Origin of the sequence: Cytobacillus firmus (assembly GCF_023657595.1) — a bacterium.
Classification (GTDB): domain Bacteria; phylum Bacillota; class Bacilli; order Bacillales; family Cytobacillaceae; genus Cytobacillus; species Cytobacillus firmus_B.
Map to the genome: position 1 here is coordinate 2071272 of NZ_CP098323.1, position 22796 is coordinate 2094067.

Here is a 22796-nt window from a genome sequence, read left to right on the forward strand (position 1 = left end):
ACGTCAATGACGGGAATGTGCAGGTAATGAAATGATTGAAATTAAGACATCAGCAGTAAGCGATGGCGAACATAACAGAGGAGTCTTTGCTACTCGGGATATCAAGAAGGGTGAACTGATTCATGAGGCTCCGGTTCTTCCTTATCCAAACAATGAGCATCAGCATATTGAAAAAACCACTCTGGCAGACTATGCATTTGAATACGGGAAAAATCACAGTGCCCTTTTATTAGGCTATGGAATGCTTTTCAACCATTCCTACCAGCCAAATGCAGTATATGATATTAACTTTGACAACCATACGTTTGATTTTTTCGCCTATAAAGATATTAAAGCAGGTGAAGAGGTTTTGATTAATTATAATGGGGAAGCTGAAAATGATGATCCCCTTTGGTTTAATAAATAATTTTACTGGAGTCCACCTCTTTCCTGGCCGGGGAGTTATAGTCTCCAGGCCAGAAGGGAGGGTATAGTTTGTCTCAGTTTTTTTCTCACAATTATCAAGCTTTCCCTTTCAGTACTTTTACCCTATCCCATATTGCCATGATTGCATTATTTACTGGAGTTGCGGTGTTTTTATACATATTCAGAAAAACTATAAAAAGATATGACCGGAAACTCAGGATGATTATGTTTCTCTTGCTTTTTGTATTGGAGCTCCTCTATCATTTCTGGCTTTATATTGGAGGCTATTGGGAAATTTCCTTCACTTTGCCGCTTCAGCTTTGTTCCATAAGCTTACTTCTTTGTTTAGTATTATTAGCAACGGAATCTAAGGCCGTATTCCAAATTGTCTATTACATCGGCGTCACAGGTGCGTTAATGGCCATTCTGACTCCTGAGCTGTTTTTAGGCTTTCCTCATTTCCGATTTTTTCAATTTTTTATTACTCATAATCTAATCATCTGGACTTGTCTTTATTTCGTGTTTGTTCGTCAATTCAGACCAACAGGAAGGGGTCTGATCGAATCTTTTGTCTTCTTAAACCTCTGTGCAGCTGCGGCATTTTTTGCAAATAAGCTAACGGGCGGGAACTATATGTTTCTGGCCCGTAAGCCGCAGAATAATTCATTATTAGATTACTTTGGGCCTTATCCTTATTACATAATAACACTGGAAATAGCGGCATTATTCCTGTTTTTATTACTGCTGCTTCCATTTAAAATGATTGGCAAAAATAAAGATGGAAAGGCGGAATCTGCATGAAACCTGCAAAAATAGGGATTGATGCCGGAGGTTCTTTGCTGAAGATGGCATTTGAAGAACAAGGACAAATCCATTATAAAAACTATCTGATTAATGAGCTGGATAATTTAATGAATTGGCTTAAGATGACTGCTGCTGATGCCGAAGTTGCCTTGACAGGCGGGAAGGCTGAATATCTAAAAAAAGAGTATTTTCAAAATGCCCTGATCTTTCCTGAATTTGAGTCTTCCAGTATAGGTGCATCCTATTTGCTTAAGCAAGATGGATTAACCTATCAGAATTTCATCTTAAGTATTATAGGCACAGGGACATCGATTTGCCTAAACAGCGGCGGGAAAATCTCAAGGGTTTCCGGAAGCGGCATCGGCGGGGGCACATTGATGGGTCTGGGACGTTTACTGACTGGTGAAAAGGATTTCATCAGGCTCGTTTCGCTGGCTGGCAGCGGGAAAGCAGAGAATGCAGATATAATGGTCAATGATATTTATTCACCATTCGATTCGCCGATAGATGGAAGCCTGACTGCCAGTAATTTTGGGAAGATTAAGGATGATCAGATAAGTAAGGAAGACAAAGCTGCCAGCTTAACTAACATGATTACAGAAACGATTGTACTCCTAAGCACTCAGGCAGCAGTTCGGAACCAAATCGACGATATCATTTATATAGGAAGCACGCTTCTGCAAAATGCCCCATTAAAGCACCTTTTAGAGAAATATACCGCTATGGTTGGCAAAAAACCTGTTTTTATTCAGAACGGAACTTACTGTGGAGCACTAGGTGCGCTGCTGTCCTGATAAAACCAGATGATTGAAAGATTCTTTTTTTCAGGATACAGTTGAAAAAGAATGCAAAAGAAGCAGGTGGCAGATTTAATGAAAAGATATTTTACAATCGGTATGGCTGGCCATATCGATCATGGAAAAACTACATTGACGAAAGCATTAACAAATGTGGATACAGATAGGCTTAAAGAAGAAATAGAAAGGCAGATATCCATAGAACTGGGATTTGCCCCTTTGCATGAAGATGAGGAAATTCAAATATCAGTAGTGGATGTACCAGGTCATGAACGCTTTATCAGACAGATGATTGCCGGTGTTGCAGGGATAGACTTAGTCATCCTTGCTGTCGCAGCCGATGAAGGAGTAATGCCCCAAACAAGAGAGCACCTGGAAATTCTCGATTTCCTCGGGATCCGTAATGGCATTGTCGCCATAACAAAGATTGATCGTGTCGATGAAGAGTTCACCGATCTTGTAAAAGAAGAAATTCTTGAGGAACTGAAAGGAACTATTTTTGAAGATGTTCCATTTATGTTAACAGATAGCCTGTCAGGCAAAGGAATTGAAGAGTTAAAGCAGCTGATTATCCAAACCCTGAAAGAACAGGACACACGGGATGCAAAAGGCGCCTTCCGGCTTCCAATCGATCAGGTATTCACGGTGAAAGGGCAGGGTACTGTAGTCAGAGGCACTGTTTATGAAGGAAAAGTAGAAGAGGGACAGCTTCTAAAAATCATGCCAAATGGCATCGAGACCAGGGCACGCCAGCTGCAGGTGCATCATCAGCCTGCAAAAGCAGCATTTGCAGGGCAAAGGGCGGCGATTAACCTTGCGAGTGTTTCGAAGGAGGATATAGAGCGGGGGGAGGTCCTTGTTTCATCTGAGCATTTCAGCGTCACAAAAACCATTGATGTAGCTGTAAGAATGGTAGGGGATTTAGAGCATATCGTCAAACAGAGAATGCCGATTAAATGCCATATTGGTACGGCAGAAGTCATGGGCAAAATCGTCTTTTTTGACCGTAATGAATTATCCAATGCAGAAGGTGAAATTCTCTGCCAGCTGCGTTTGGAAGAGGAAGTGGTAGCAAAAAGGGGAGATCGGTTTATTTTAAGACGGCCAAGTCCCCAGGAGACCATCGGGGGGGGCTGGGTTATTGATCCCAATGGAGAAAAGTACCGGTTCGGCCAAAAAACCATTGAGGATTTAAGCAGGAAAAAAGAAGGAACACCGACAGATCGCATAATAGCCGTGTTGTTCGAAGATAAGGTCCTTTCTCTTTCAGAGATTACAGCAAAGACTTCACTGGATGAATTGACGGTTCAAGAAATACTTAAAGAAGAAGATTTCCAGGGCATCAGCAGCAAGGAATTCACTTTAGCAGCCATCCAAGAGGCAATAGAGGAAGAAATAGCTGACCGCCTGAATGAGTTCCATCTGGAAAATCCAATGAGGCAAGGGGCCAATAAAGCAGAATTGCTGCAGGCAATGCAAAATATATATCCAAAAATACTGGTTGAATTTGTCTTAAATTCAGGTATTGAAAAAAATGCATTTCAACGAAAAGGTCAGTTTTTGCAGAATAAAGGTTTTCATCCTCATGTACCGAAAAGCTGGCAAAAACGTACTGACAACCTTCTTGCTGAATTAAAAAGAGATGGCTATAAAGTAAAGCCGTTTGATGAATATTACGCTTCCGCAGGAATCCCTGAGAATCTAAAAGGCGATCTAAAACGATATTTAGAAGACCAGGAAATAGTCATACCGCTTGATTCACAATACTTTTGGCACGGTGATCATTTTAGGGCAGCAGTAGAAGAATTAAAAAAGAGAACAGATGCTGAATTTGAAGTAAGCAGTGCAAAGGAAGTATTAGGTCTTTCCAGAAAGTATATGATTCCATTTCTCGAAAAACTTGATTCTTTAGGAATGACACGCAGAACAGAAAATAAGAGAATCTGGATGTAAAGAGTTTGTTAATAATAGATCAGCCTTAAGGGCTGGTCTATTTTTATTGTATAAAAGAAAGTTTAGTTAAAATATTCAGTTAAACAATGAAAAACTACCCGGTTACACCAGAAAAGTTACCCTTTTTTACCAATATATCCGTGTCGAAATTACTACAGATTGACCGTTTTATGCAATTATATGAAATTATAGATTATTTTACCTGTTTATCCATAATTTTAGGGTAGGATTTTACTAGAATAATTACTAATATTAGGATGTCAAAGAAATTTAAGGAGTGTACAACTTGAAGAAACAACTACTTACATTGGCTGCGACAGCTGGTTTTTTGATTACACCGTTCAATGGAGAAGCAAGTGCTCATGAAAATAAATATATTGTTCAGACTGGCGACACATTATGGGGAATATCACGCTCTAACAATCTTTCAATTGAAGAGTTAAAGACTTGGAATAGTATCTCAGGATCGACAATATATAAAGGACAAGCCCTGACTCTGTTAGCACCGCACAGCCATAACGATTCAACAAGCGGGTCTCAAAGCGCTGCAGTCAGCTACACTGTGAAATCAGGCGATACTTTATGGGGAATTGCAAGAAATCACGGCCTTTCGGTCAGGACACTAAAGAGCCTTAACGGAATCAGCAGTGACACGATATATCCAGGGCAAAAGCTGCAAGTTAAAGGCTCTGCTCAAACAGCTACACCTTCTGCTCCGGCAGGCACTGGATCTTATACCATCCAAAGAGGAGACACTCTTTCGGGGATTGCATCTCGCCATAACATATCGGTTTCACAATTAAAAGCAATGAACAATCTTTCTTCTGACTTAATTTATGCTGGCCAAACTCTAAAGGTATCCGGTTCAGCAACAAGCAAGCCGGCTGAATCACAGGTTGCAGCTCAATCGACATCAAAGGTGAATGAACTCGTTTCTGAGGCAAAGAAATACATCGGTTCACCTTATGAATGGGCAGGCAGCACACCTGCAGGGTTTGACTGCAGCGGCTACCTGAACTATGTATATGGTAATGTGGGAATCTCTATTCCTCGTACAGTAGCATCCATTTGGGATGCCACAAAACATGTTGCATCACCAAAAGTTGGGGATTTGGTTTTCTTTGAAACTTACAAGTCCGGACCATCCCATGCCGGAATCTATCTTGGCAATTACAAATTTATTCATGCTGGATCATCACGAGGTGTAGAAATCAGCGACATGAATAATTCATATTGGAAGCCTCGTTATTTAGGAGCTAAAACAACTTTCTAATAACCTGCTCTTAAAAATACTCAACGCCTCTAATTCGGCGTTGAGTATTTTTATTAATCTCTCCGATCATTGAAAGTCTTTGACAGTGCTTCTTTTGCATCTCCCCATTTTTCCTGGGCCTGTCCTTTTACTTTATCCATATTTCCTTCAGCTTCTTTGGATTCATTATTGGTCAATTTGCCGTATTGTTTTTTAAGTTCGCCTTTTAATTGATCTGCATTGCCATTTGTCTGATCTCTGTTCATTTGTATTTCCTCCTCTATTACTGTTTGATTATTGTTTACCCAAATTCTATTATTCAAAACTACCCAAGTTTTTTTTCCTGGCAGCAGCTGCACTTATTTTATTTGCAGTAAGGACTAAAATAATAATCGATGACAATTTATGAAAGGTGAAGTTTTCACAAAGTCTTGTTACAATAAGAAACAGCAATCTGTGGAACCCACAAAGAAAGGACAAAAAACCTTGCTTTTTAGAAAACTAAGAAATTTTATTGTCTTTTTATTAGTCCCTGCAGCTTGCGGACTTTTAATCTATCAATATATTCATTTTATAGAAGAAACTGATTTCCCTGATGTGCCGCCACCAACTTCCCTTCACCCTTTGGTTGAAGATAAGAAAGACGAGCTGATTGCCGAGGCTGCTGATAAGGGCATTAACGTAGTCATCACCCAGGATTTCAGAAGCATTGAAGAACAGGATGCTTTATATGAAAAAGGCCGTACTGCTGAGGGAAATATTGTTACCCATGCAAAAGGCGGGGAGTCCTACCATAATTTTGGCCTGGCAATTGATTTCGCACTGATGTCCGTAGATGGCCAGGTGATCTGGGACATGAATTATGACGGCAACGGCAACAGCAGGGCCGATTGGATGGAGGTTGTTAAGATTGCAAAGGACCTTGGTTTTGAATGGGGTGGAGACTGGACACAATTCAAGGACTATCCACACCTTCAAATGGATTTCGGTCTTTCTATCTGGGAGCTGCAGAGAGGGAAGGGGCCGCCTGAAGCCGAATGATAATAAGAGAAACTGCACTCGAGTGCAGTTTCTTTATTTGCTAAATAATCATCTCAGATTGTACATAGTGATACAGCAGTTTAGCAGTATTTTCAATCGAATCCTCATGTGTACGCTCAAAAGCATGTGATGAATCAATTCCTGGGCCGATCAAGCCGTGTACGATATCATGGCCGGAACGGATGGCTGCTGATGCATCAGAACCGTAAAATGGGTAAATATCCAGCTTGTACCCGATTCCATTTTCCTCGGCAAGCTGCACGAGACGCTTTCTTAATTCGTAGTGATAAGGACCGCTTGCATCCTTCACACAGATGGATACCGTATATTCATCAGTGGATTGGCCATCACCCATCGCACCCATATCCACAGCCAGATATTCGACCGTTTCCGCTGTAATATTGGAATTGCCGCCATAGCCGATTTCTTCATTGTTTGAGATGAGGAAATGGGTTGTGTACGGCAGCTCAGTGTTATCGGCTTTCAGCTGTTTAATCAGCTGAAGAAGGATCGCCACACTAGCCTTATCGTCAAGATGGCGTGATTTAATGAAGCCTGCAGGGGTCGTCTGCACACGCGGGTCAAAGGATACAAAATCACCGACCCCGATTCCCAACCCACGGACTTCGTCAGCATTATGTACTTTTTCATCAAGGCGAATTTCCATGTTTTCCTGGTTTCTTTCAGCTTTCCCGGCATCTTTATAGACATGAACAGAAGTCTGATGCATCAGAATAGTGCCGGTGAATTTTTTGCCTGATGATGTTTCGATTTCACAGTACTCTCCTTCAATCGAGTTGTATTTAAATCCGCCGATTAAATCAATCTTCAGGCGTCCGCTCGGCTTTATTTCCTTTACAATCGCGCCAAGGGTATCAACGTGCGCAGTCAGCATTCTGTGATTATTTTCGTCTTTTCCAGGAAGGGTTGCAATAAGTCCTCCTTTCCGGTTGCGCTTCGTTTCCACATTAAGCTCGTTTAAAAACTTTTCTACATATGTAATCACTTCATTTGTATTTCCGGAAGGACTTGGAATTGAAACAATCTTTTTTAATAAGCTGATCGTTTCTTTTGTACTCGGGTATGCCATTCAAAAACTCCTCTCAAATTATTCTCACGCAATTCTTATTATACTGTTATTTGTCGGGATAAGCATGTGCTATAAATAAAAAACTGCCATAACGGCAGTCCATTTGATTAAATCTCTTCGGATAGCAGGCTTTTCCTTGTTCTTAATCGGTAAAACCTTCTGAAGTCTTTTACGAGAACCTTTATGACAGAATAAAAAGGTATAGCAATCAGGATTCCGATAAAACCATAAATCGATCCTGCTGCCATTAAGATAATAATGACTGTAAGCGGATGGAGGTTAAGTCTTTTGCCCATCACATGAGGTGAGACGAGATTGCTTTCAAGAAGCTGAACTGAAATCAGTACCATGATAATTTTCAATACCATTCCCGGTCCCTGCAATAACCCGATGAATACTGCAGGAATGATTCCGAGTACAGGACCAAGAAAAGGGACAACAGTCAGGAACATCGCAAACACAGCTAATATCAATGCGTATTCCAATCCGATAATCATATATCCGGCATACATTAACACGCCATCGACGACTGCCACAATAAACTGGCCGGTTACATAGGAAAATAAGGTCTTGTCTATATCCCCCAAAATCCGCTGGCCTTCTTCCTCGTGTTTGTCAGGAAGGTATTTTAAAAGAAAAGGCCTGAGCTTGTGGTCATCCTTAAGGAAGTAGAAAAGAATAAAAGGTACAACAAAGATGACAGTGACAATACTAGTAATGGTAGAAAAAACTTTCATAACATTTTCTCCTGCCCCTGATAAAAGTGTTTCCAGGAAGTTCAGTACTTTATTTTTTACACGGTCATAGGAGAACATGCCCATATTATTTTCCTCAACCACTTTCTCCGTTTCATCCGATAAGTCTTCCATCTTAGCAGGCAGATTTTCGCTGATTTCTGCTATCTGGCTGCCAATTGTTGTGCCCAGCAGATTAAAACCTAAATATCCTAAACCCAGGACCGCAGCAAAAATAAGCAGAATGCTCGCTGTTTTTGGCACAGCCCTTGAAACCAGCCTGACGAGGGGTCTTAGAATATAGTAAAAAATGCCGGCAATTAAAACAGGGAAGAAAATAGTTGCAATCAGGGCACGGATCGGCCATAAGAAATAATCAATTTTCCCAAGGAGGAAAATGATGATTAACACGAAGATAGTGCCTGCTGCATATTTAAAAAATGGTTTATTGATCCACATGCATATACCCCAACCCTTATATATGTATTTACTACTCACTGTTCCTTTTTTTAAACAGGATTAAACACCGGTTTAAGAATCTATGTAAGAGGAATAGTTTAAGAATGAACTATATTACAGTGAGGGAATCTGACGATGCTATTTTTAAAAAATGTAACCATGCAGGAAATACTGCTGTTTTTATTGTTTGCAGGAGTGATATTGGCTGCCAAATGGACAGTTAACTTTCTTGTGAAAAAGAGGAGGGGCAAGTCTGTTCAGAACGACCGGATCATGCAGGGAGTTTCTTCACTCGTGAACTGGGCTGCTTTTTATGGAATTATCATTCTATTCTTGTTCTATTTTTCAAAGGAGAAGTGGCTTTTTTATACCTTGTTCACAGCAGGGGAAGTAGATGTGACGCTATATTTAATAATTGTAGCGTTTTTGACAGTCTCACTCGCAAGTCGAATCGTAAAAGTATTCACCAAATATGTATTAACATCTGTTTATGAATTCTATGGGGTTGACCGGGGGCTCGGCTATTCATTCAACAGAATGATCTATTATACTGTCATGATTGCAGCGCTCGCCATCAGTCTGACAACGGTTGGCCTTGATTTAACAGCGGCTGCTGCCATACTGGGTGTTCTCGGTATTGGGATAGGGTTCGGCATGCGCAATATTGCCGGTAACTTTATTTCAGGCATTATTATCCTCTTCGAACGACCCATTGAAATTGGGGAAATGATTGAGATAAACAACAAAATCGGTAAAATAGAAAGCATCCGTCTCAGATCCACTATCGTCCGCACAGCTAAAGAGGGAACCCTGATTGTGCCAAACCAATACTTTATCGAACAGATCATTAAAAACCGTACAGGATCAGAAATGCTTGCCCAGGTTCAAATCAGCGTAGTGTACGGGACTGATACTGAAAAAGTTGATAAGCTTCTGAGAGACGCTGTGGATATGGTAATCCCCAAAACAGAAGGGGTTTTAACCGCTCCTGCACCTGATATCCGCTTTGTCGATTTTCGCAGTAAAGCCATGGACTTTCTAATAGAGGTCCCTGTTGCAAACTTTGAAGCCAAGCAGAAATTTGAAAGCCGGCTAAGACATGTAATTGCAGAGAGCTTTTATTTGAACGGAATTGAGCTTGCCTCAGCACAGCTGCTGCCCAGTGAATGAAGGATAAAGTTAGCAGGAGAAATAACGAAAACACCAGCTGCTAAGGGCTGGTGTTTTCCTACGTAAAATCTATTTTCCTAACAGAGCTTTCACTCCAAGATAAAGAATGGCAAGACCAAAGATGATCATAGCCAGACTGCCGACAACGGTGAAAAAGCTGGCAATACCTGAAGTAATAACTGCAGAAACAGGTACCATTGTCATGCCGTAGCCAGCAAGCATACATGCAAGATATAATAATGCCAATTGATACATTACAAATCCCTCCTTTCCATACTAACGTATGAAAAGGAAGCAATCTTGCTTGGTCTAATATCCCGAATCTTCAGAATAACTCAAAAATAATTCTGTTGAATTATTTAATGTGCATGCTTTGCTTCCTGTACTGCAATGATTTTCAGGGCAGTTAATTCTTCCTCGGATAACCTTTCTGTTAAAAGACTGTATAGTTCGTTTTTCTCTGCAGCAGTCAATCCGCCTTTAACTTTTGAAGCACTCTTCTGGATTTCATCAATCGAGAAGCTTTCTGAAATCTTTTTCATAGCCTCTTCTTTTGTCTTGATCGGCAATGATGTCTTTTGAAGATCTACAGCTATTAAATCATCCTCACTGCTTCCAAGCAGTGCCTCTACATTTGGGTCACTGGCAAGCATCGCAAGGTCATCCTCAGTAATGCTGCCGGCAACTTCTGTCATTACTTTATTTGATATGGAGTTCATTGAAGCAAAATAAATGAGAAAACCCAATAGAATAAAAGACCCTCCAGTGATTGTCCAAAAAATAATTTTTTTCAACTTTATGGACTGCTCAAGAAGCGAACAGTTCCATTCACACTCCTCTCATTTTCTTTCTTCTTAAATTGTATATGGTTAGTTCCTTCTTTTGCAAATCTTTCTTATATGCAGAACGTATGTGCTATAATAGATGAATAGTAAAATAAGGGGCCGTTTCAATGGATAATAAGATAAAAATATCAGTAAGATCACTGGTTGAATATGTATATAAAAGCGGCAGCATTGAAACGGGCTTCCGTTCTGCAGTGCCGCTTTCAGAAGGAACAAGAATTCATCAGAGAATTCAAAAGCAGTATGGGGAAGAGGATCAAAAAGAAGTGTATCTGCAAGCAGGATTAACCTTCAATCACCTCGACTTTCAGCTCGATGGAAGATGTGACGGGCTTATCATTAAAAATGGCGAACGGATTATTGATGAAATTAAGTCTGTATCTCTCCCTCTATCTGAAATTGATAAATTTGCATATCCAGTCCATTGGGCTCAGGCTAAATGCTATGCTTTCATGTATGCGAAAGACAAAAATATTTCAAATATGACAGTTCAATTAACATATGTACATGCTAAAACAAATGAAGTGAAAAGATTTCTGCAAAGCTATTCGTTTTGTGAACTGGAAGAATTCATAGTGCATCTTCTCGAATCCTATTCTCCCTACACAGAATTAAGGGTTCGGCATCAAAAGGATTTAATAAAAAGTCTTCAGGAACTGACTTTTCCTTTTCCAGCTTATCGAAATGGCCAGAGGAAATTGGCAGGGGCAGTATACAAAACCATTGCCGAAGGGAAAAACTTATTTGCCAACGCACCTACAGGCATTGGCAAAACCATTTCAACCCTTTTTCCAGCATTAAAAGCCATTGGGGAAGGACATATTCAGAGGATCATCTATGCCACGGCTAAAACCATTACCCGTCAGGCTGCAGAAGGGGCCATTAGCCTGATGAGGGATAATGGTTTGAATCTTAAATCGGTCACAATCACGGCCAAGGACAAAATTTGCTTTAAGGAAGAAACCAAATGCCACAAAGACAGCTGTGAGTTTGCCAATGGGTATTACGACAGGATTAATAATGCAATACTTGATCTCCTGAAAAATGAGAGCATGATAACCAGAACGACAATTGAAAAATATGCACTGAAGCATAAAGTCTGCCCTTTTGAATTTTCATTGGATGCTGCATATGCAGCTGACACCATTGTTGGTGATTATAATTATATTTTCGATCCGAAGATCTCACTGAAGCGATTGCTGGAAGAGGAGAAAAAGAAGACGTCGCTCCTGATCGATGAAGCACATAACCTTGTGGACCGCGGAAGGGAAATGTATTCAAGCTCGCTTGACAAATCAGCCTTTCTTCAATTGAGCAGAAGCTTTAAGGGGAAGGGTGAAAGGATTCAAAAAAGTGCAAAACAGGTTAATGGAATTTTTATTGCATTAAAAAAGAAATGTGGTGAAAATCAGGAAATCGCAGAAAAAGATCCTCCTGAAGAACTTTTTGAAGTTCTTGAGGAATTTGTTCAATATGCCGAAGACTATCTGGGGCAAAACAGAGACAATACGGACGAAGAATTGCTGGAAGTATTCTTTGCTGCCCAGAACTTTATCAGAATAGGTAAACTGTATGATGAAAGGTTTGTAACGTATATTCAAAAGCAGAGAAATGACCTGAACATCAAGCTATTTTGCCTGGATCCATCGAATCTTCTGCACAAGGCCAGAAAAGGATATAAATCATCAATCTTTTTTTCTGCTACCTTAATGCCTCTTAATTATTATTTGGACATGCTTGGCTTTCAAGAGGAAGACTATATTTTAACCGTACCTTCTCCTTTCTCAAAAGATCAGGCTAAGGTATACATACAGCCGATTTCCACAAGATATCGCGACCGGGAAGTGTCTATCGGACCGATCGTCAGTACTATTAAGAGCATGTTAAAGGAACAGAAGGGGAACTACTTGATCTTCTTTCCATCCTATCAATATATGGAGGATGTTTATCGTCGGTTACTCGATGAGGAACTGCCGGCACATACAATCATTCAAAGGACTGGAATGGATGAAGGGGAAAGGGAGAAGTTTCTGGATGCATTTCAGCCAAATCCTTCTGGAACTCTGTTGGGGTTCGCCGTCATGGGCGGGATTTTTTCAGAGGGAATTGATTTGCAGGGAGATAGGCTGAACGGTGTATTCGTGGTGGGTGTAGGGCTTCCGCAGTTAGGGTTTGAACGCAACATTATGAAAGCTTATTTTAATCAGCAAGGAAAAAACGGCTATGATTATGCCTATACTTATCCTGGAATGAACAAGGTTTTGCAGGCAGGGGGCAGATTGATCCGCTCTGAGGACGATACAGGAATGATTGTTTTAATGGATGACAGGTATGTGCAGGCAAAATATCGGGCCCTGCTGCCAGAGGAATGGAAGGATTTTAAAGTATTAAGAAGTTAAAAACATCCTGCTCAAAGAGCAGGATGTAAATCGTATTATTTAGTAATGACAGGACCTTTCGGGGCTTGCATTTTTCCGAGTGCTCTTTCGAAAACCGGGTAAAAGAATTGTACAACAAGTCCAAGTGTTAATGTTACCACGATTGTGCCTACTCCGATTGCACCTCTGAATAAAAATGCAAGCAGCAAAGCAAAGCTCTCGCTGATGATCCTTGAATTCCTTAAATTTAATCCGAATCTGGTGTGAATGGCTACCATTAATGTATCCATCGGGCTTGCCGGAAATTTAGCCTGAAGATAGATGGCAACTCCCATTCCCATCAAAAGGATTCCAACGAATAATATGATTGATTGCATTGCCAATGTCTGCGGCGATAGGTCACCAAAAATGATGAGAAGCCAAAAGTCAATCAGTGCGCCAATAATCAAAATGGAGATGGCTGCAAGGACTTCAGGCTTTTTTTTCATTAGAAAGGCATTTATAAAAATGAGCACGATCCCATTTATAAAAACAAAGGTGCCAACTGTTAAGTTAAACATTTGCGATTCACCAACAGCCAGGGCATCCCATGCAGAAGCTCCGAGGTTTGACCTGATAATCAGGGCTACACCCATTGTCAGGATCAGCATCCCAATTATAAAAAATAATAGACGTTCTTTCATGAAGACTCTCCAATCCAACTTGTTTAATTTTAGCTTGGCCCTTTTTAAAATCAATACTCCTTCAGCATTGAAATTATGAAGGGAAAATTCATTTTACCATTAAAATATATTGGGTAACAGGTTGTTTTAGTAAAAGTTGTTGGTTTTTGCAGGAAAAAGGCGAAAGATATAAAGGAGATAACCATTTTCATCGATTTGAAATTGTGCTATATTATTTTACATTCGTTCACCATTTATTAATGCTGCATCTACAAAATTTTTACATAATAAAAACTTAGCCGCTGCTAAGTTTTTCGTATTGTACAATTTAAGAGGTGAAACCACACTAATGAGAAAGTTATTTAAATCGCCTGTCAAATTGGCGAAAAGCAGCCTTGCTGTATTCTTTCTGACTGTCATTCTTTTTTGGCTAAAAACATATGTAGCCTATCGCATTGAATTTAACTTAGGGATTAATAATGACATACAGCGATTTCTCCTGTTTTTGAATCCGTTAAGTTCTACACTGGTATTCCTGGGATTGGCTTTGTTATTTAAAGGGAAATGGCAATCCGGCATGCTTATTGGCTTGGATTTCTTCTTATCCTTCCTGCTTTATGCAAATGTCGTTTATTATCGATTCTTTAACGACTTTATTACGGTTCCTGTTCTAATGCAGGCAAAAGTAAATGGGGGGCAGCTGGGAGATAGTGCTCTGTCGTTAATGACTCCTTGGGATATCTTTTATTTTACAGATACACTGCTGCTTCTTTTTCTGGCAATCAGGAAGTGGTACAAACCTGGAAAGAAAATTAGCCGAAAACCAGCCCTGGCTGTTATGGCTGCCGGGATTATTGTTTTCTTCATCAATCTTGGAATTGCAGAGAATGACCGCCCTGAACTGCTTACACGTTCTTTTGACCGCAATTATTTGGTGAAATACCTGGGAGCATACAATTTCACGATTTATGATATTGTGCAGAATGCGAAGTCTGCCAGCCAGAGAGCTCTTGCGGATACGAACGATGTGACTGAAGTGGAGAACTATGTTAAAGCAAAATATGCACCTCCAAACCCTGAATACTTCGGAAAAGCCAAGGGCATGAATGTTATTTATGTATCCATGGAATCACTGCAGACTTTTATTATAGATTACAAGCTGAATGGAAAAGAAGTTACCCCATTCCTGAACTCACTGGCACATAGCGGCAAGACATTTTACTTTGATAATATAGTCAATCAAACCGGACAGGGAAAGACTTCCGATGCTGAGTTCATCATGGATACATCGCTATATCCCATGTCACAGGGAGCCGTTTATGTAACAAAAGCTCAAAATACATTCCATGGCACACCTGCTATCTTAAAGCCACATGGCTATACTTCAGCAACTTTCCATGGAAACTACAAGACATTCTGGAATCGTAACGAAATGTATAAAACCATGGGCTATGATAAGTTTTTTGATGCTGAGTATTACAATATGAGCGATGAAAACACGAAAAACTATGGATTGAAAGATAAGCCTTTTTTCAAGGAATCCATGCAGATGCTAACCAGTCTTCCGCAGCCATTTTATACAAAGTTCATCACTCTTTCTAACCACTTCCCTTTTAAGATGGATGAGTGGGATACTGATTTTCCTGCTGGAGAAACAGAAAATGATGTGGTTAATCACTACTTCCAGTCGGCGAATTATATGGACCAGGCACTCGAGCAGTTCTTTAACGATTTAAAGGATTCCGGACTGTATGATCACACAGTAGTTGTCTTATATGGAGATCATTACGGAATTTCTGAAAACCACAATGAGGCAATGGCAGAGGTGATCGGAAAAGAAATTACTCCGTTCGAATACGCCAGGCTTCAAAGAGTGCCAGTATTCATACATGTACCGGGAGTAGATGGCGGCATTATCCATAATGTCGGCGGACAGGTAGATGTGCGTCCGACTTTACTTCACCTGCTGGGCATTGATACGAAAAATCACCTTGAAATGGGATCAGATCTGTTATCGGCAAAACACCGTGAAGTTGTCCCATTCCGAAACGGCAACTTTATTTCACTGGAATATACCCAAATTGAAGAAACCTGCTATTTTACGGAAACCGGCGAAATAGCTGAGGCTAATGCATGTAAGTCACTTTCTGATCAGGCGAAAATAGAGCTGGAAATGTCGGACAACATTGTTTATAAAGACCTGCTGCGCTTTTATAAGCCGGAAGGATTTGTTCCAGTGAACCGGAGTGATTATTCATATATTAAGAAAGAGGTCCCGTTTAAAGAGGAAAGAAATGGGCCTGGTGTACAGAAGTAAGATTCAGGAGCGGAGAGAATACTCTCTGCTCTTTTTTAACCCTTAAATATATGCAGAAAGTATGGAGTTTACTGAGAAAATGCAAGGGTAGAATATCATTGAAAAGATATAATGAAAGGGTGATAAGGATGTACAACCAATCTTTTGAAGAATGCATCCAAGCTTGTTTAGAGTGCATGAAAGCCTGTAATGTATGCTATGATGCATGCTTGGGAGAAGAGGATGTTAAAATGATGGCAGAATGTATTCGACTGGACAGGGAGTGTGCTGATATCTGTGCCTTTGCTGCTAAGGCAATGCAGTCTGACAGCCCCTTTGCCAAGCAAATTTGCAATCTATGTGCAGATATATGTGATGCCTGCGGAAATGAGTGCAAAAAACACGATCACGATCATTGCCAGCGCTGCGCTGAAGCATGCTTTAAGTGTGCAGAAGAATGCCGTAAAATGGCTGCTTAAATCATCAGACAAAACAGACATCCAGCAGGGTGTCTGTTTTTAATCCAGATTATTTGCAATATTTGGTTATGAAGACTGTACATATTTTCCGTCTGAAAAGGCAGTATTAATTTAGACATTTGCATACCTGTTTCATAATTTCTGCACAATTTATTGCCATACTAACTTCATGAAGAAAAGGAGGAATTGAATATGTTAACAAGAAAAAAATTCGCCATTTGGTTTGTTTCCCTGGCTGCAGCGTTAACTTTAACTGCATGCGGCGGAAATGACGGGAATACTGGAGAGGAAAGTGCCAGCAAGGAAGAGAATACAACGAATAATGAAAGCAGCGGCCATTCAGGAGGCCATTCAGACATGGATCATTCCGGCTCCGGAGAAGTTCCTGAAGGAATAAAGGAAGCTGAAAACCCTAAATATGAAGTTGGAAGCAAAGCCTTTATAACAGAAGGACATATGGAGGGAATGGAGGGAGCGGAAGCAACCATTGCAGGTGCATATAATACAATCGTATATACGGTCTCTTATACACCAACCACTGGCGGTAAAAAAGTTGAAAACCATAAATGGGTAGTTCACGAGGAGATTGCTGATGCAGGTGAGGAGCCATTTAAAGAAGGCGACGAGGTAACATTAAACGCAAGCCACATGAAGGGAATGGAAGGAGCAACTGCCGAAATCGATTCTGTGAAGGAAACAACTGTCTATATGGTTGACTTTACTACAGCTGACGGGCAGGAAGTAAAAAATCACATGTGGGTAACAGAAAACGAGCTTTCTCCTGCTGAATAATATAGAAAGTTAAAGAGCTTATCAGCAGAAGATAAGCTCTTTAACTTAATTTATACTTTTTATATGAATAGTAAACTAAAAAGAAGAACGCAACTAAAAGAAGAAAGGCTATTTGCAGCTCCCTTTCAAATTTTAGTATATGTGAAACCGCAAAGGCTTCCATGAACAAAGCAGGTATTTTACCGATCGTGCTGGCAATGCCAAAGGGCAGAAGCATCATTTTGCTGTATGCAGCTGCCAGTGTGACTGCACCTGATGGGACAAAAGGCAAGACCCTCAGCAAAACAACCATGAAAAACGCATCTGTACCTTCCGCACTCTGAAGCTTTGAAAAAAATTTGTTATTCTTTAGCTGAGGAAAAGAGGAGGTAAGCTTGGTGATCCCTTTGCGATAAAGTATAAAACTTATAATTGCTCCGGCTGCTTCTCCGATGATCAAAAGGACTAGACCCACTTTTAAATCAAAAGCGGCAACTGTTCCAGCCGTAATAAAGGCACTTGGGAGGAATCCCGTTATCGCTGCAGCAATGTTCATGAAGATACTAAATAAAGCCGCCAATATCGGTTCATCTGAAAGCGATTCGATGATATCAGAAAACATCTATTAATCCTTTCCGGCCCATTTATAGCCTAAACCCCAGACAGTCGTCAGATACTCATCTGCAGGAAACCCGGCTTTCCTTAATTTTTCACGTAAATTTCTTACATGCGAATCAATGGTGCGATCTTCGATTGACACCCCATAACCCCAAACAGAGCCTATTAAATGCTCACGTGAGAAAACTCTGTTCAAGTTTGAGAGAAAAAGGCTTAACATTGAAAACTCTTTTGGGGTTAACAGAATTTCCTTATTTTTATAGGAAAGCTCAAAAGAATCTTCTTTAAGTTCCAGCCCTTTAAAGGTTTTGGTTTTTCCATCTTTTTTGCTTCTTCTCAAAACCGCTTCAATCCTTGCAGATAATTCCTCTTCATCGAACGGCTTCAGAATATAATCATCTGCTCCAATGTTCAATCCTTTTACAATGTCAGGCTTTTCGCTTTTGGCAGTGAGCATGATGATAGGAATATCCCAATATTTTTTAATTTCCTTGCATACACTCCATCCATCCATATCAGGCATCATGACATCTAAAAGGACCAGATCTGCAGAATGGGTTTCCAAGTAAAGCAAGGCATCTGAACCTGAAGTCAATTTTATGTAATTGTAGCCGCGGGGCGCTAAGTATAGAGAAATTAGATCAAGCATTCTAGTTTCATCGTCAACCAAAAGTATTGTTTTCATCTTTCCGTTTCTCCCTTAAAAACAATTTCAAATTCTGTTCCGTCACCTTCTCTGCTGAAGACAGAAATAGTCCCTCCATGGGCATGGACAAGTTCTTTCACAATGGCGAGTCCAAGACCTGTGCCCCCAAGAGCTCTTGCACGTGATTTATCCACCCGGTAAAAACGATTAAAGATAAGTGGCAGGTCCTCTTCAGAGATTCCTCTTCCGGAATCATTTATTCTGATGATGACATGTTTTTTAGTCCTGCTTACCTCTACTGTTGTTTTATTTCCAGCTGAGGAATATTTAATCGCGTTATCCAGAAGATTAAATATGATTTGCTCCAGCCTTGATCCATCCGCAGAAAGGATGATTGATTCAGGGCAGCTGACAGATAGCTGCATGCCTTTTTCAGCGAATGCCGGAGAAAATTTTGTTTCAATTTTATTCATGAATTCGTTCAGGTCTATTGGTTTTTTTATAATATCAAAGGTATTTTTATCGATCTTAGCCAAATCGAAAAGATTTTTAACCATATCTGAAAGCCGGTTCGTTTCCTCCAGGATAATCGATAAATACTGATTTCTCTCTTCCGGGCTCAGGTTCCGCTTCTGAACTATATCCGCATATCCTTTAATATAAGTAAGAGGAGTGCGAAGCTCGTGGGAAATGCTGGATAAAAATTCACTTCGTTCTTCTCTGAGATAATTCAGGTCTCCTGCCAATAACTGGATGGACCTTGCTAAATCCCCAAGTTCATCGTCACCTGTTTTAGGTAGGGAAACTGAAAAATCACCGCTGCTTATTTGTGAGGTGGCTTCCTTCATTTTAATCAGCGGTTTCGCCAGAGCCTTTGATAAAAAGATAATGATCGTAATGGTAAAAATGACGGCAACGAACCCGGCGATTAAAAATTGTTCATTTAAGCGTGAGATTAACGACTGAATCCAGGCTGTATCTTGAAACATATATACATGGCCAATCAGCACACCATTCTGTTCAATCGGGCTGACAGTTGAAATATAATCTTCTTCTTTCCAATTGTCACCGATGGTTTTGCCCTCCCTTTCAGAAGAAATAGCCGGCTTTTCTATGTACCTTTGGATCAAACTGCTATCAACAGAAGAACCAAGGATCTCCTTGGCTGAATTTGTAATAACTACATCTGTAGTGGCTTCAGATTCCATCAGAGCTACATGGGAAATCGTATTTTCATCAAAATGCTTTTCGAGTATAGAACGGTGTGAATTGCCGCGTGTCTGCAAGGCTATGAGCTCTTCTTCCACACGTGATTCAACAAGGGTACTATGTAAAAAGAAGAACATAGTTGTTTCAAGGCCAAAAAGGATCAGAAGGAACAGCAGACCGAGCTTCACAGACAGTTTTTTCAAAGAACTCACTCATTTCAAATCAATTACTTCTATTATAGTCGAAATGTTTGAAGAAACGATGCAGAAGAGGTATATGTTTTAATAGGACTGTAGAAGGTAAAATAGAATAATGATTAATACTAACGAAAAAAGTATACAGTCATACAGGAGGTTTTTTTAATGAGCGAATGTAAATTGGATCATACTCCGGAAGATGTTCAAAAGAAATTTGAACAGCAGAGAGGTTTTCTCCCGGAAGATATGAACCCGCTGTTTCAGTCATTTTTCCAGCAGGAACATACACAGGATATTTTAAATGAGGTCTTCCATCTGCTGAAAAAATTTGATCTTGCTTCTGAAGAAGAACGAACAGAGCGTGTCAGCAGGCTTTACCTTGTACTAAAGAATGTATAATATTGAATTGCCGCATATAAATCAGATGCGGCAATATTTATTTATCTTACAATTTTTTTGTAGCTATTAAAATTTTATTTTAACTATATTGTTTTTATGGTATTATGAAATTGAAGAGAAATATAGAGTAGTATAATATTGAAAGCGATTTCATAAAAGGAAGTGACGAAGTTGAAGGAATGCCATAGACCTGTATTTGATTTGGCGATCCGGACTGCTGATATGCTTGTGCGAATGTTTGGTTCCCGCTGTGAAGTGGCCGTTCACGATTTCAGCGACTTAAAAAAATCGCTTATCCATATAGCAGGAGATATAACAGAAAGAAAGATCGGCTCACCCATCACCGACCTTGTATTAAAGGAATTAGCCAAACATAAAAACGAAGTTAATGATATTGCGAATTATAAAACTCAGTCAAAAAAAGGAAATGTTATGAAATCATCTACGATTTTTCTCCGGGATGATGAAAATAAAGTAATTGGCGCATTATGCCTTAATTATGATATTAGTCTGCTCATGCAATTCGGAGGAGAAATTGAACAATTTATCAGCTTTGATGAACATTCGTCTAAATCGGAAACCTTTTTTAATTCCGTTCAGGATGTTATTCACGAGATGGTAGATCAGGTTCTTCAGGGCTTTAAGAAGGCACCTTCATTGATGACGCTTGAAGAAAAAGTCGAATGTGTACGCCAGCTTGAAGATAAAGGGACATTCCTCATTAAAGGGGCAACTGATTATGTCGCATCGGTTCTGGGGGTTTCGAAATTTACCATCTATAATTACCTGCAGAAAATCAGAACAATAAATGAGCTCCAGCCTGAAGCAGCCTTGGAGCATAAATAAGAGTAGTTATTAAAATAGATGCTGTTATCAATACAGCTGTATCCAATTATAGACCTTAACAGTAAAGGGGCATACAAAATGAAATACAGATCAGCATTTGATATTATCGGCCCGGTTATGATCGGTCCTTCAAGCTCTCATACAGCAGGAGCTGCACGCATTGGACGTGTTGCCCGGACTCTTTTTGGAAAACAGCCGTCCAAAGCAGAGATTTCCTTATATGGTTCTTTTGCAAAAACCTATAAAGGACATGGCACGGACGTGGCGATTGTTGGCGGTATCCTTGACTTTGATACCTTTGACGAGCGAATTCCTTCTGCCCTTCAATTAGCTGAAGAAGCTGAGATTGAAGTCATTTTTACAGTTGAAGATACTGTTACAGACCATCCTAATACGGTAAGAGTGAAGCTAACTGAAGGTGATCGTGAAATTGAACTTGTAGGAATATCCATTGGCGGCGGAACTATTGAAATAACTGAACTGAATTCCTTTGAACTTAAATTATCCGGGGAGCATCCTGCCATTTTAGTTGTTCATAACGATCAGTTTGGTGTTATCTCCGCTGTAACGAATATTTTATCCAAGCACCAGATCAACATCGGCCATATGGAAGTTTCGCGCAAGGAAAAAGGAAAAATGGCCATCATGGTTATTGAAGTGGATCAGAAGATCGACCAGGATGTGATGACGGAGCTTGAAGGGCTTCCAAATGTAACGCAAATAATCAGAATGGTTGACTAATAGTTAGCTGGTCATCAGGAGGGAAAGTCTAATGTTATTTAGAAATGTTGCTGAGCTTGTAGAGCTCGCTGAAAATAAAGGTGTAAAAATAGCTGAAATCATGATTCAGCAGGAGATAGAAGTAACGGGATTAACACGTGATGAAATTATTGCCAAAATGGACCGCAACCTGACTGTCATGGAACAGGCAGTTGAGAGGGGACTCAAAGGGGTAACATCTGTTACAGGACTTACAGGCGGCGATGCAGTTCTTCTGCAAAAATACATTCAGAGCGGAAAGGCTTTATCAGGAAATATTTTATTGGATGCTGTCAGCAAAGCAGTCGCAACCAATGAAGTTAATGCAGCAATGGGTATAATCTGTGCCACACCGACAGCAGGTTCAGCGGGCGTGGTGCCGGGTACGTTGTTCGCTGTAAAAGAAGTCCTCAAACCCACACGGATGGAAATGATCGAATTCCTGTTTACTTCCGCAGCTTTTGGCTTTGTTGTGGCAAACAATGCCTCCATTTCAGGTGCAGCTGGAGGATGTCAGGCTGAGGTGGGGTCTGCAAGCGGCATGGCGGCAGCTTCCATCGTAGAACTGGCAGGCGGAACACCAAAGCAGGCCGCCGAAGCGATGGCAATTACACTTAAGAATATGCTGGGCCTTGTATGTGATCCAGTTGCCGGACTAGTAGAAGTTCCATGTGTAAAGCGGAATGCCATGGGTGCATCCAATGCCATGACTGCGGCGGATATGGCACTTGCCGGAATTACGAGCAGAATTCCATGTGATGAAGTCATTAATGCAATGTTCCTAATCGGACAATCCATGCCTTCAGCACTAAGGGAAACAGCTGAGGGAGGACTCGCTGCTACGCCTACCGGCAGAAGACTGCAGGTAAAGATTTTTGGTAAAAAGCAGTAAATTTATTTTATGGCCTTTAAACACCAATTCATTAGTGAATTGGTGTTTAAATTTGGAAGGAAAAAAGGTATGCTTATTTAGGGAAATTTTATAA

At 40.3% G+C, this 22796-nt stretch carries 24 protein-coding genes; 15 read left to right on the forward strand and 9 right to left on the reverse strand.

All coding sequences use genetic code 11. The features are described 5' to 3' along the window. Positions 1-31: 31 nt before the first annotated feature. The 5 genes from NAF01_RS10555 (at position 32) to NAF01_RS10575 (ending at position 5232) form a co-directional block, all read left to right on the forward strand. Positions 32-406, forward strand: a complete 375-nt coding sequence (locus NAF01_RS10555) for an SET domain-containing protein (protein WP_197215064.1) — start codon at positions 32-34, stop codon at positions 404-406. A gap of 68 nt (positions 407-474) precedes the next feature. Then, entirely contained in the window at positions 475-1206 is a 732-nt protein-coding gene (locus NAF01_RS10560) for a YwaF family protein (protein WP_250802253.1), read from the forward strand. After that, positions 1203-2003, forward strand: coding sequence for a type II pantothenate kinase (gene coaW / locus NAF01_RS10565; RefSeq protein WP_250802254.1), 801 nt, complete (start codon positions 1203-1205; stop codon positions 2001-2003). The genes NAF01_RS10560 and coaW overlap by 4 nt, the downstream gene beginning before the upstream one ends. A gap of 78 nt (positions 2004-2081) precedes the next feature. Continuing rightward, on the forward strand, positions 2082-3959 hold the full coding sequence (gene selB / locus NAF01_RS10570) for a selenocysteine-specific translation elongation factor (RefSeq protein ID WP_250802255.1): 1878 nt from the start codon (positions 2082-2084) through the stop codon (positions 3957-3959). A 286-nt stretch (positions 3960-4245) separates the two neighbouring features. Next, a complete protein-coding gene (locus NAF01_RS10575) occupies positions 4246-5232 on the forward strand; it encodes a C40 family peptidase (protein WP_222499490.1) in 987 nt (328 codons plus the stop codon). 53 nt (positions 5233-5285) lie between these two features. On the opposite strand, the gene NAF01_RS10580 is transcribed toward NAF01_RS10575, so the two are convergent. Then, positions 5286-5477, reverse strand: coding sequence for a CsbD family protein (locus NAF01_RS10580; protein ID WP_035330463.1), 192 nt, complete (start codon positions 5475-5477; stop codon positions 5286-5288). A 220-nt stretch (positions 5478-5697) separates the two neighbouring features. Between NAF01_RS10580 and NAF01_RS10585 the strand changes: the two genes are divergently transcribed. Continuing rightward, positions 5698-6252, forward strand: a complete 555-nt coding sequence (locus tag NAF01_RS10585; RefSeq protein ID WP_261391476.1) for a M15 family metallopeptidase — start codon at positions 5698-5700, stop codon at positions 6250-6252. Positions 6253-6292: 40 nt separating this feature from the next. On the opposite strand, the gene NAF01_RS10590 is transcribed toward NAF01_RS10585, so the two are convergent. Both NAF01_RS10590 and NAF01_RS10595 read right to left on the reverse strand, forming a co-directional pair. Then, complete coding sequence (locus NAF01_RS10590; RefSeq protein WP_163141303.1) at positions 6293-7342, reverse strand: M42 family metallopeptidase; 1050 nt, start codon at positions 7340-7342, stop codon at positions 6293-6295. A 107-nt stretch (positions 7343-7449) separates the two neighbouring features. Further along, positions 7450-8535 carry an AI-2E family transporter gene (locus NAF01_RS10595; protein ID WP_048010173.1) on the reverse strand — a complete coding sequence of 362 codons (1086 nt, stop codon included), beginning with the start codon at positions 8533-8535 and terminating at the stop codon, positions 7450-7452. A 135-nt stretch (positions 8536-8670) separates the two neighbouring features. Between NAF01_RS10595 and NAF01_RS10600 the strand changes: the two genes are divergently transcribed. Continuing rightward, on the forward strand, positions 8671-9705 hold the full coding sequence (locus tag NAF01_RS10600; protein ID WP_222499492.1) for a mechanosensitive ion channel family protein: 1035 nt from the start codon (positions 8671-8673) through the stop codon (positions 9703-9705). 69 nt (positions 9706-9774) lie between these two features. Here the strand turns inward: NAF01_RS10600 and NAF01_RS10605 are convergent, their stop codons facing one another. Both NAF01_RS10605 and NAF01_RS10610 read right to left on the reverse strand, forming a co-directional pair. Beyond that, positions 9775-9960 carry a hypothetical protein gene (locus NAF01_RS10605; protein WP_048010171.1) on the reverse strand — a complete coding sequence of 62 codons (186 nt, stop codon included), beginning with the start codon at positions 9958-9960 and terminating at the stop codon, positions 9775-9777. A gap of 104 nt (positions 9961-10064) precedes the next feature. Further along, positions 10065-10499, reverse strand: a complete 435-nt coding sequence (locus NAF01_RS10610) for a hypothetical protein (RefSeq protein ID WP_048010170.1) — start codon at positions 10497-10499, stop codon at positions 10065-10067. A gap of 158 nt (positions 10500-10657) precedes the next feature. On the opposite strand from NAF01_RS10610, the gene NAF01_RS10615 reads away from it, so the two are divergent. Further along, complete coding sequence (locus NAF01_RS10615; protein WP_222499494.1) at positions 10658-12949, forward strand: ATP-dependent DNA helicase; 2292 nt, start codon at positions 10658-10660, stop codon at positions 12947-12949. A 35-nt stretch (positions 12950-12984) separates the two neighbouring features. On the opposite strand, the gene NAF01_RS10620 is transcribed toward NAF01_RS10615, so the two are convergent. Further along, positions 12985-13611 (reverse strand): YczE/YyaS/YitT family protein, encoded by a 627-nt coding sequence (locus NAF01_RS10620; protein WP_222499497.1) that lies wholly within the window; start codon positions 13609-13611, stop codon positions 12985-12987. Positions 13612-13939: 328 nt separating this feature from the next. Between NAF01_RS10620 and NAF01_RS10625 the strand changes: the two genes are divergently transcribed. From NAF01_RS10625 to NAF01_RS10635, 3 genes are all read left to right on the forward strand, one after another. After that, positions 13940-15907, forward strand: coding sequence for a lipoteichoic acid synthase (locus tag NAF01_RS10625; protein ID WP_250802257.1), 1968 nt, complete (start codon positions 13940-13942; stop codon positions 15905-15907). Positions 15908-16035: 128 nt separating this feature from the next. Then, on the forward strand, positions 16036-16365 hold the full coding sequence (locus NAF01_RS10630; RefSeq protein ID WP_163141291.1) for a four-helix bundle copper-binding protein: 330 nt from the start codon (positions 16036-16038) through the stop codon (positions 16363-16365). Between the two features lie 192 nt (positions 16366-16557). Continuing rightward, positions 16558-17157, forward strand: coding sequence for a YdhK family protein (locus NAF01_RS10635; RefSeq protein WP_250802258.1), 600 nt, complete (start codon positions 16558-16560; stop codon positions 17155-17157). A gap of 40 nt (positions 17158-17197) precedes the next feature. Here the strand turns inward: NAF01_RS10635 and NAF01_RS10640 are convergent, their stop codons facing one another. Genes NAF01_RS10640 through NAF01_RS10650 form a run of 3 tightly spaced genes read right to left on the reverse strand, consistent with a single transcriptional unit; the run spans position 17198 to position 19812 of the window. Further along, positions 17198-17758 (reverse strand): TVP38/TMEM64 family protein, encoded by a 561-nt coding sequence (locus NAF01_RS10640; RefSeq protein ID WP_250802259.1) that lies wholly within the window; start codon positions 17756-17758, stop codon positions 17198-17200. A 3-nt stretch (positions 17759-17761) separates the two neighbouring features. Continuing rightward, positions 17762-18439, reverse strand: a complete 678-nt coding sequence (locus NAF01_RS10645; protein WP_250802260.1) for a response regulator transcription factor — start codon at positions 18437-18439, stop codon at positions 17762-17764. Then, complete coding sequence (locus tag NAF01_RS10650) at positions 18436-19812, reverse strand: HAMP domain-containing sensor histidine kinase (protein ID WP_250802261.1); 1377 nt, start codon at positions 19810-19812, stop codon at positions 18436-18438. The genes NAF01_RS10645 and NAF01_RS10650 overlap by 4 nt, the downstream gene beginning before the upstream one ends. Positions 19813-19971: 159 nt before the next feature. On the opposite strand from NAF01_RS10650, the gene NAF01_RS10655 reads away from it, so the two are divergent. From NAF01_RS10655 to sdaAA, 4 genes are all read left to right on the forward strand, one after another. Further along, entirely contained in the window at positions 19972-20205 is a 234-nt protein-coding gene (locus tag NAF01_RS10655; RefSeq protein ID WP_061790869.1) for a hypothetical protein, read from the forward strand. A gap of 171 nt (positions 20206-20376) precedes the next feature. Next, on the forward strand, positions 20377-21051 hold the full coding sequence (locus tag NAF01_RS10660; protein ID WP_250802262.1) for a helix-turn-helix transcriptional regulator: 675 nt from the start codon (positions 20377-20379) through the stop codon (positions 21049-21051). A gap of 78 nt (positions 21052-21129) precedes the next feature. Then, positions 21130-21792: an L-serine ammonia-lyase, iron-sulfur-dependent subunit beta gene (gene sdaAB / locus NAF01_RS10665; RefSeq protein WP_222499510.1), complete on the forward strand. Its 663-nt coding sequence runs from the start codon at positions 21130-21132 to the stop codon at positions 21790-21792. A gap of 31 nt (positions 21793-21823) precedes the next feature. After that, positions 21824-22702 (forward strand): L-serine ammonia-lyase, iron-sulfur-dependent, subunit alpha, encoded by an 879-nt coding sequence (gene sdaAA, locus NAF01_RS10670; RefSeq protein WP_250802263.1) that lies wholly within the window; start codon positions 21824-21826, stop codon positions 22700-22702. Positions 22703-22796: the final 94 nt, after the last annotated feature.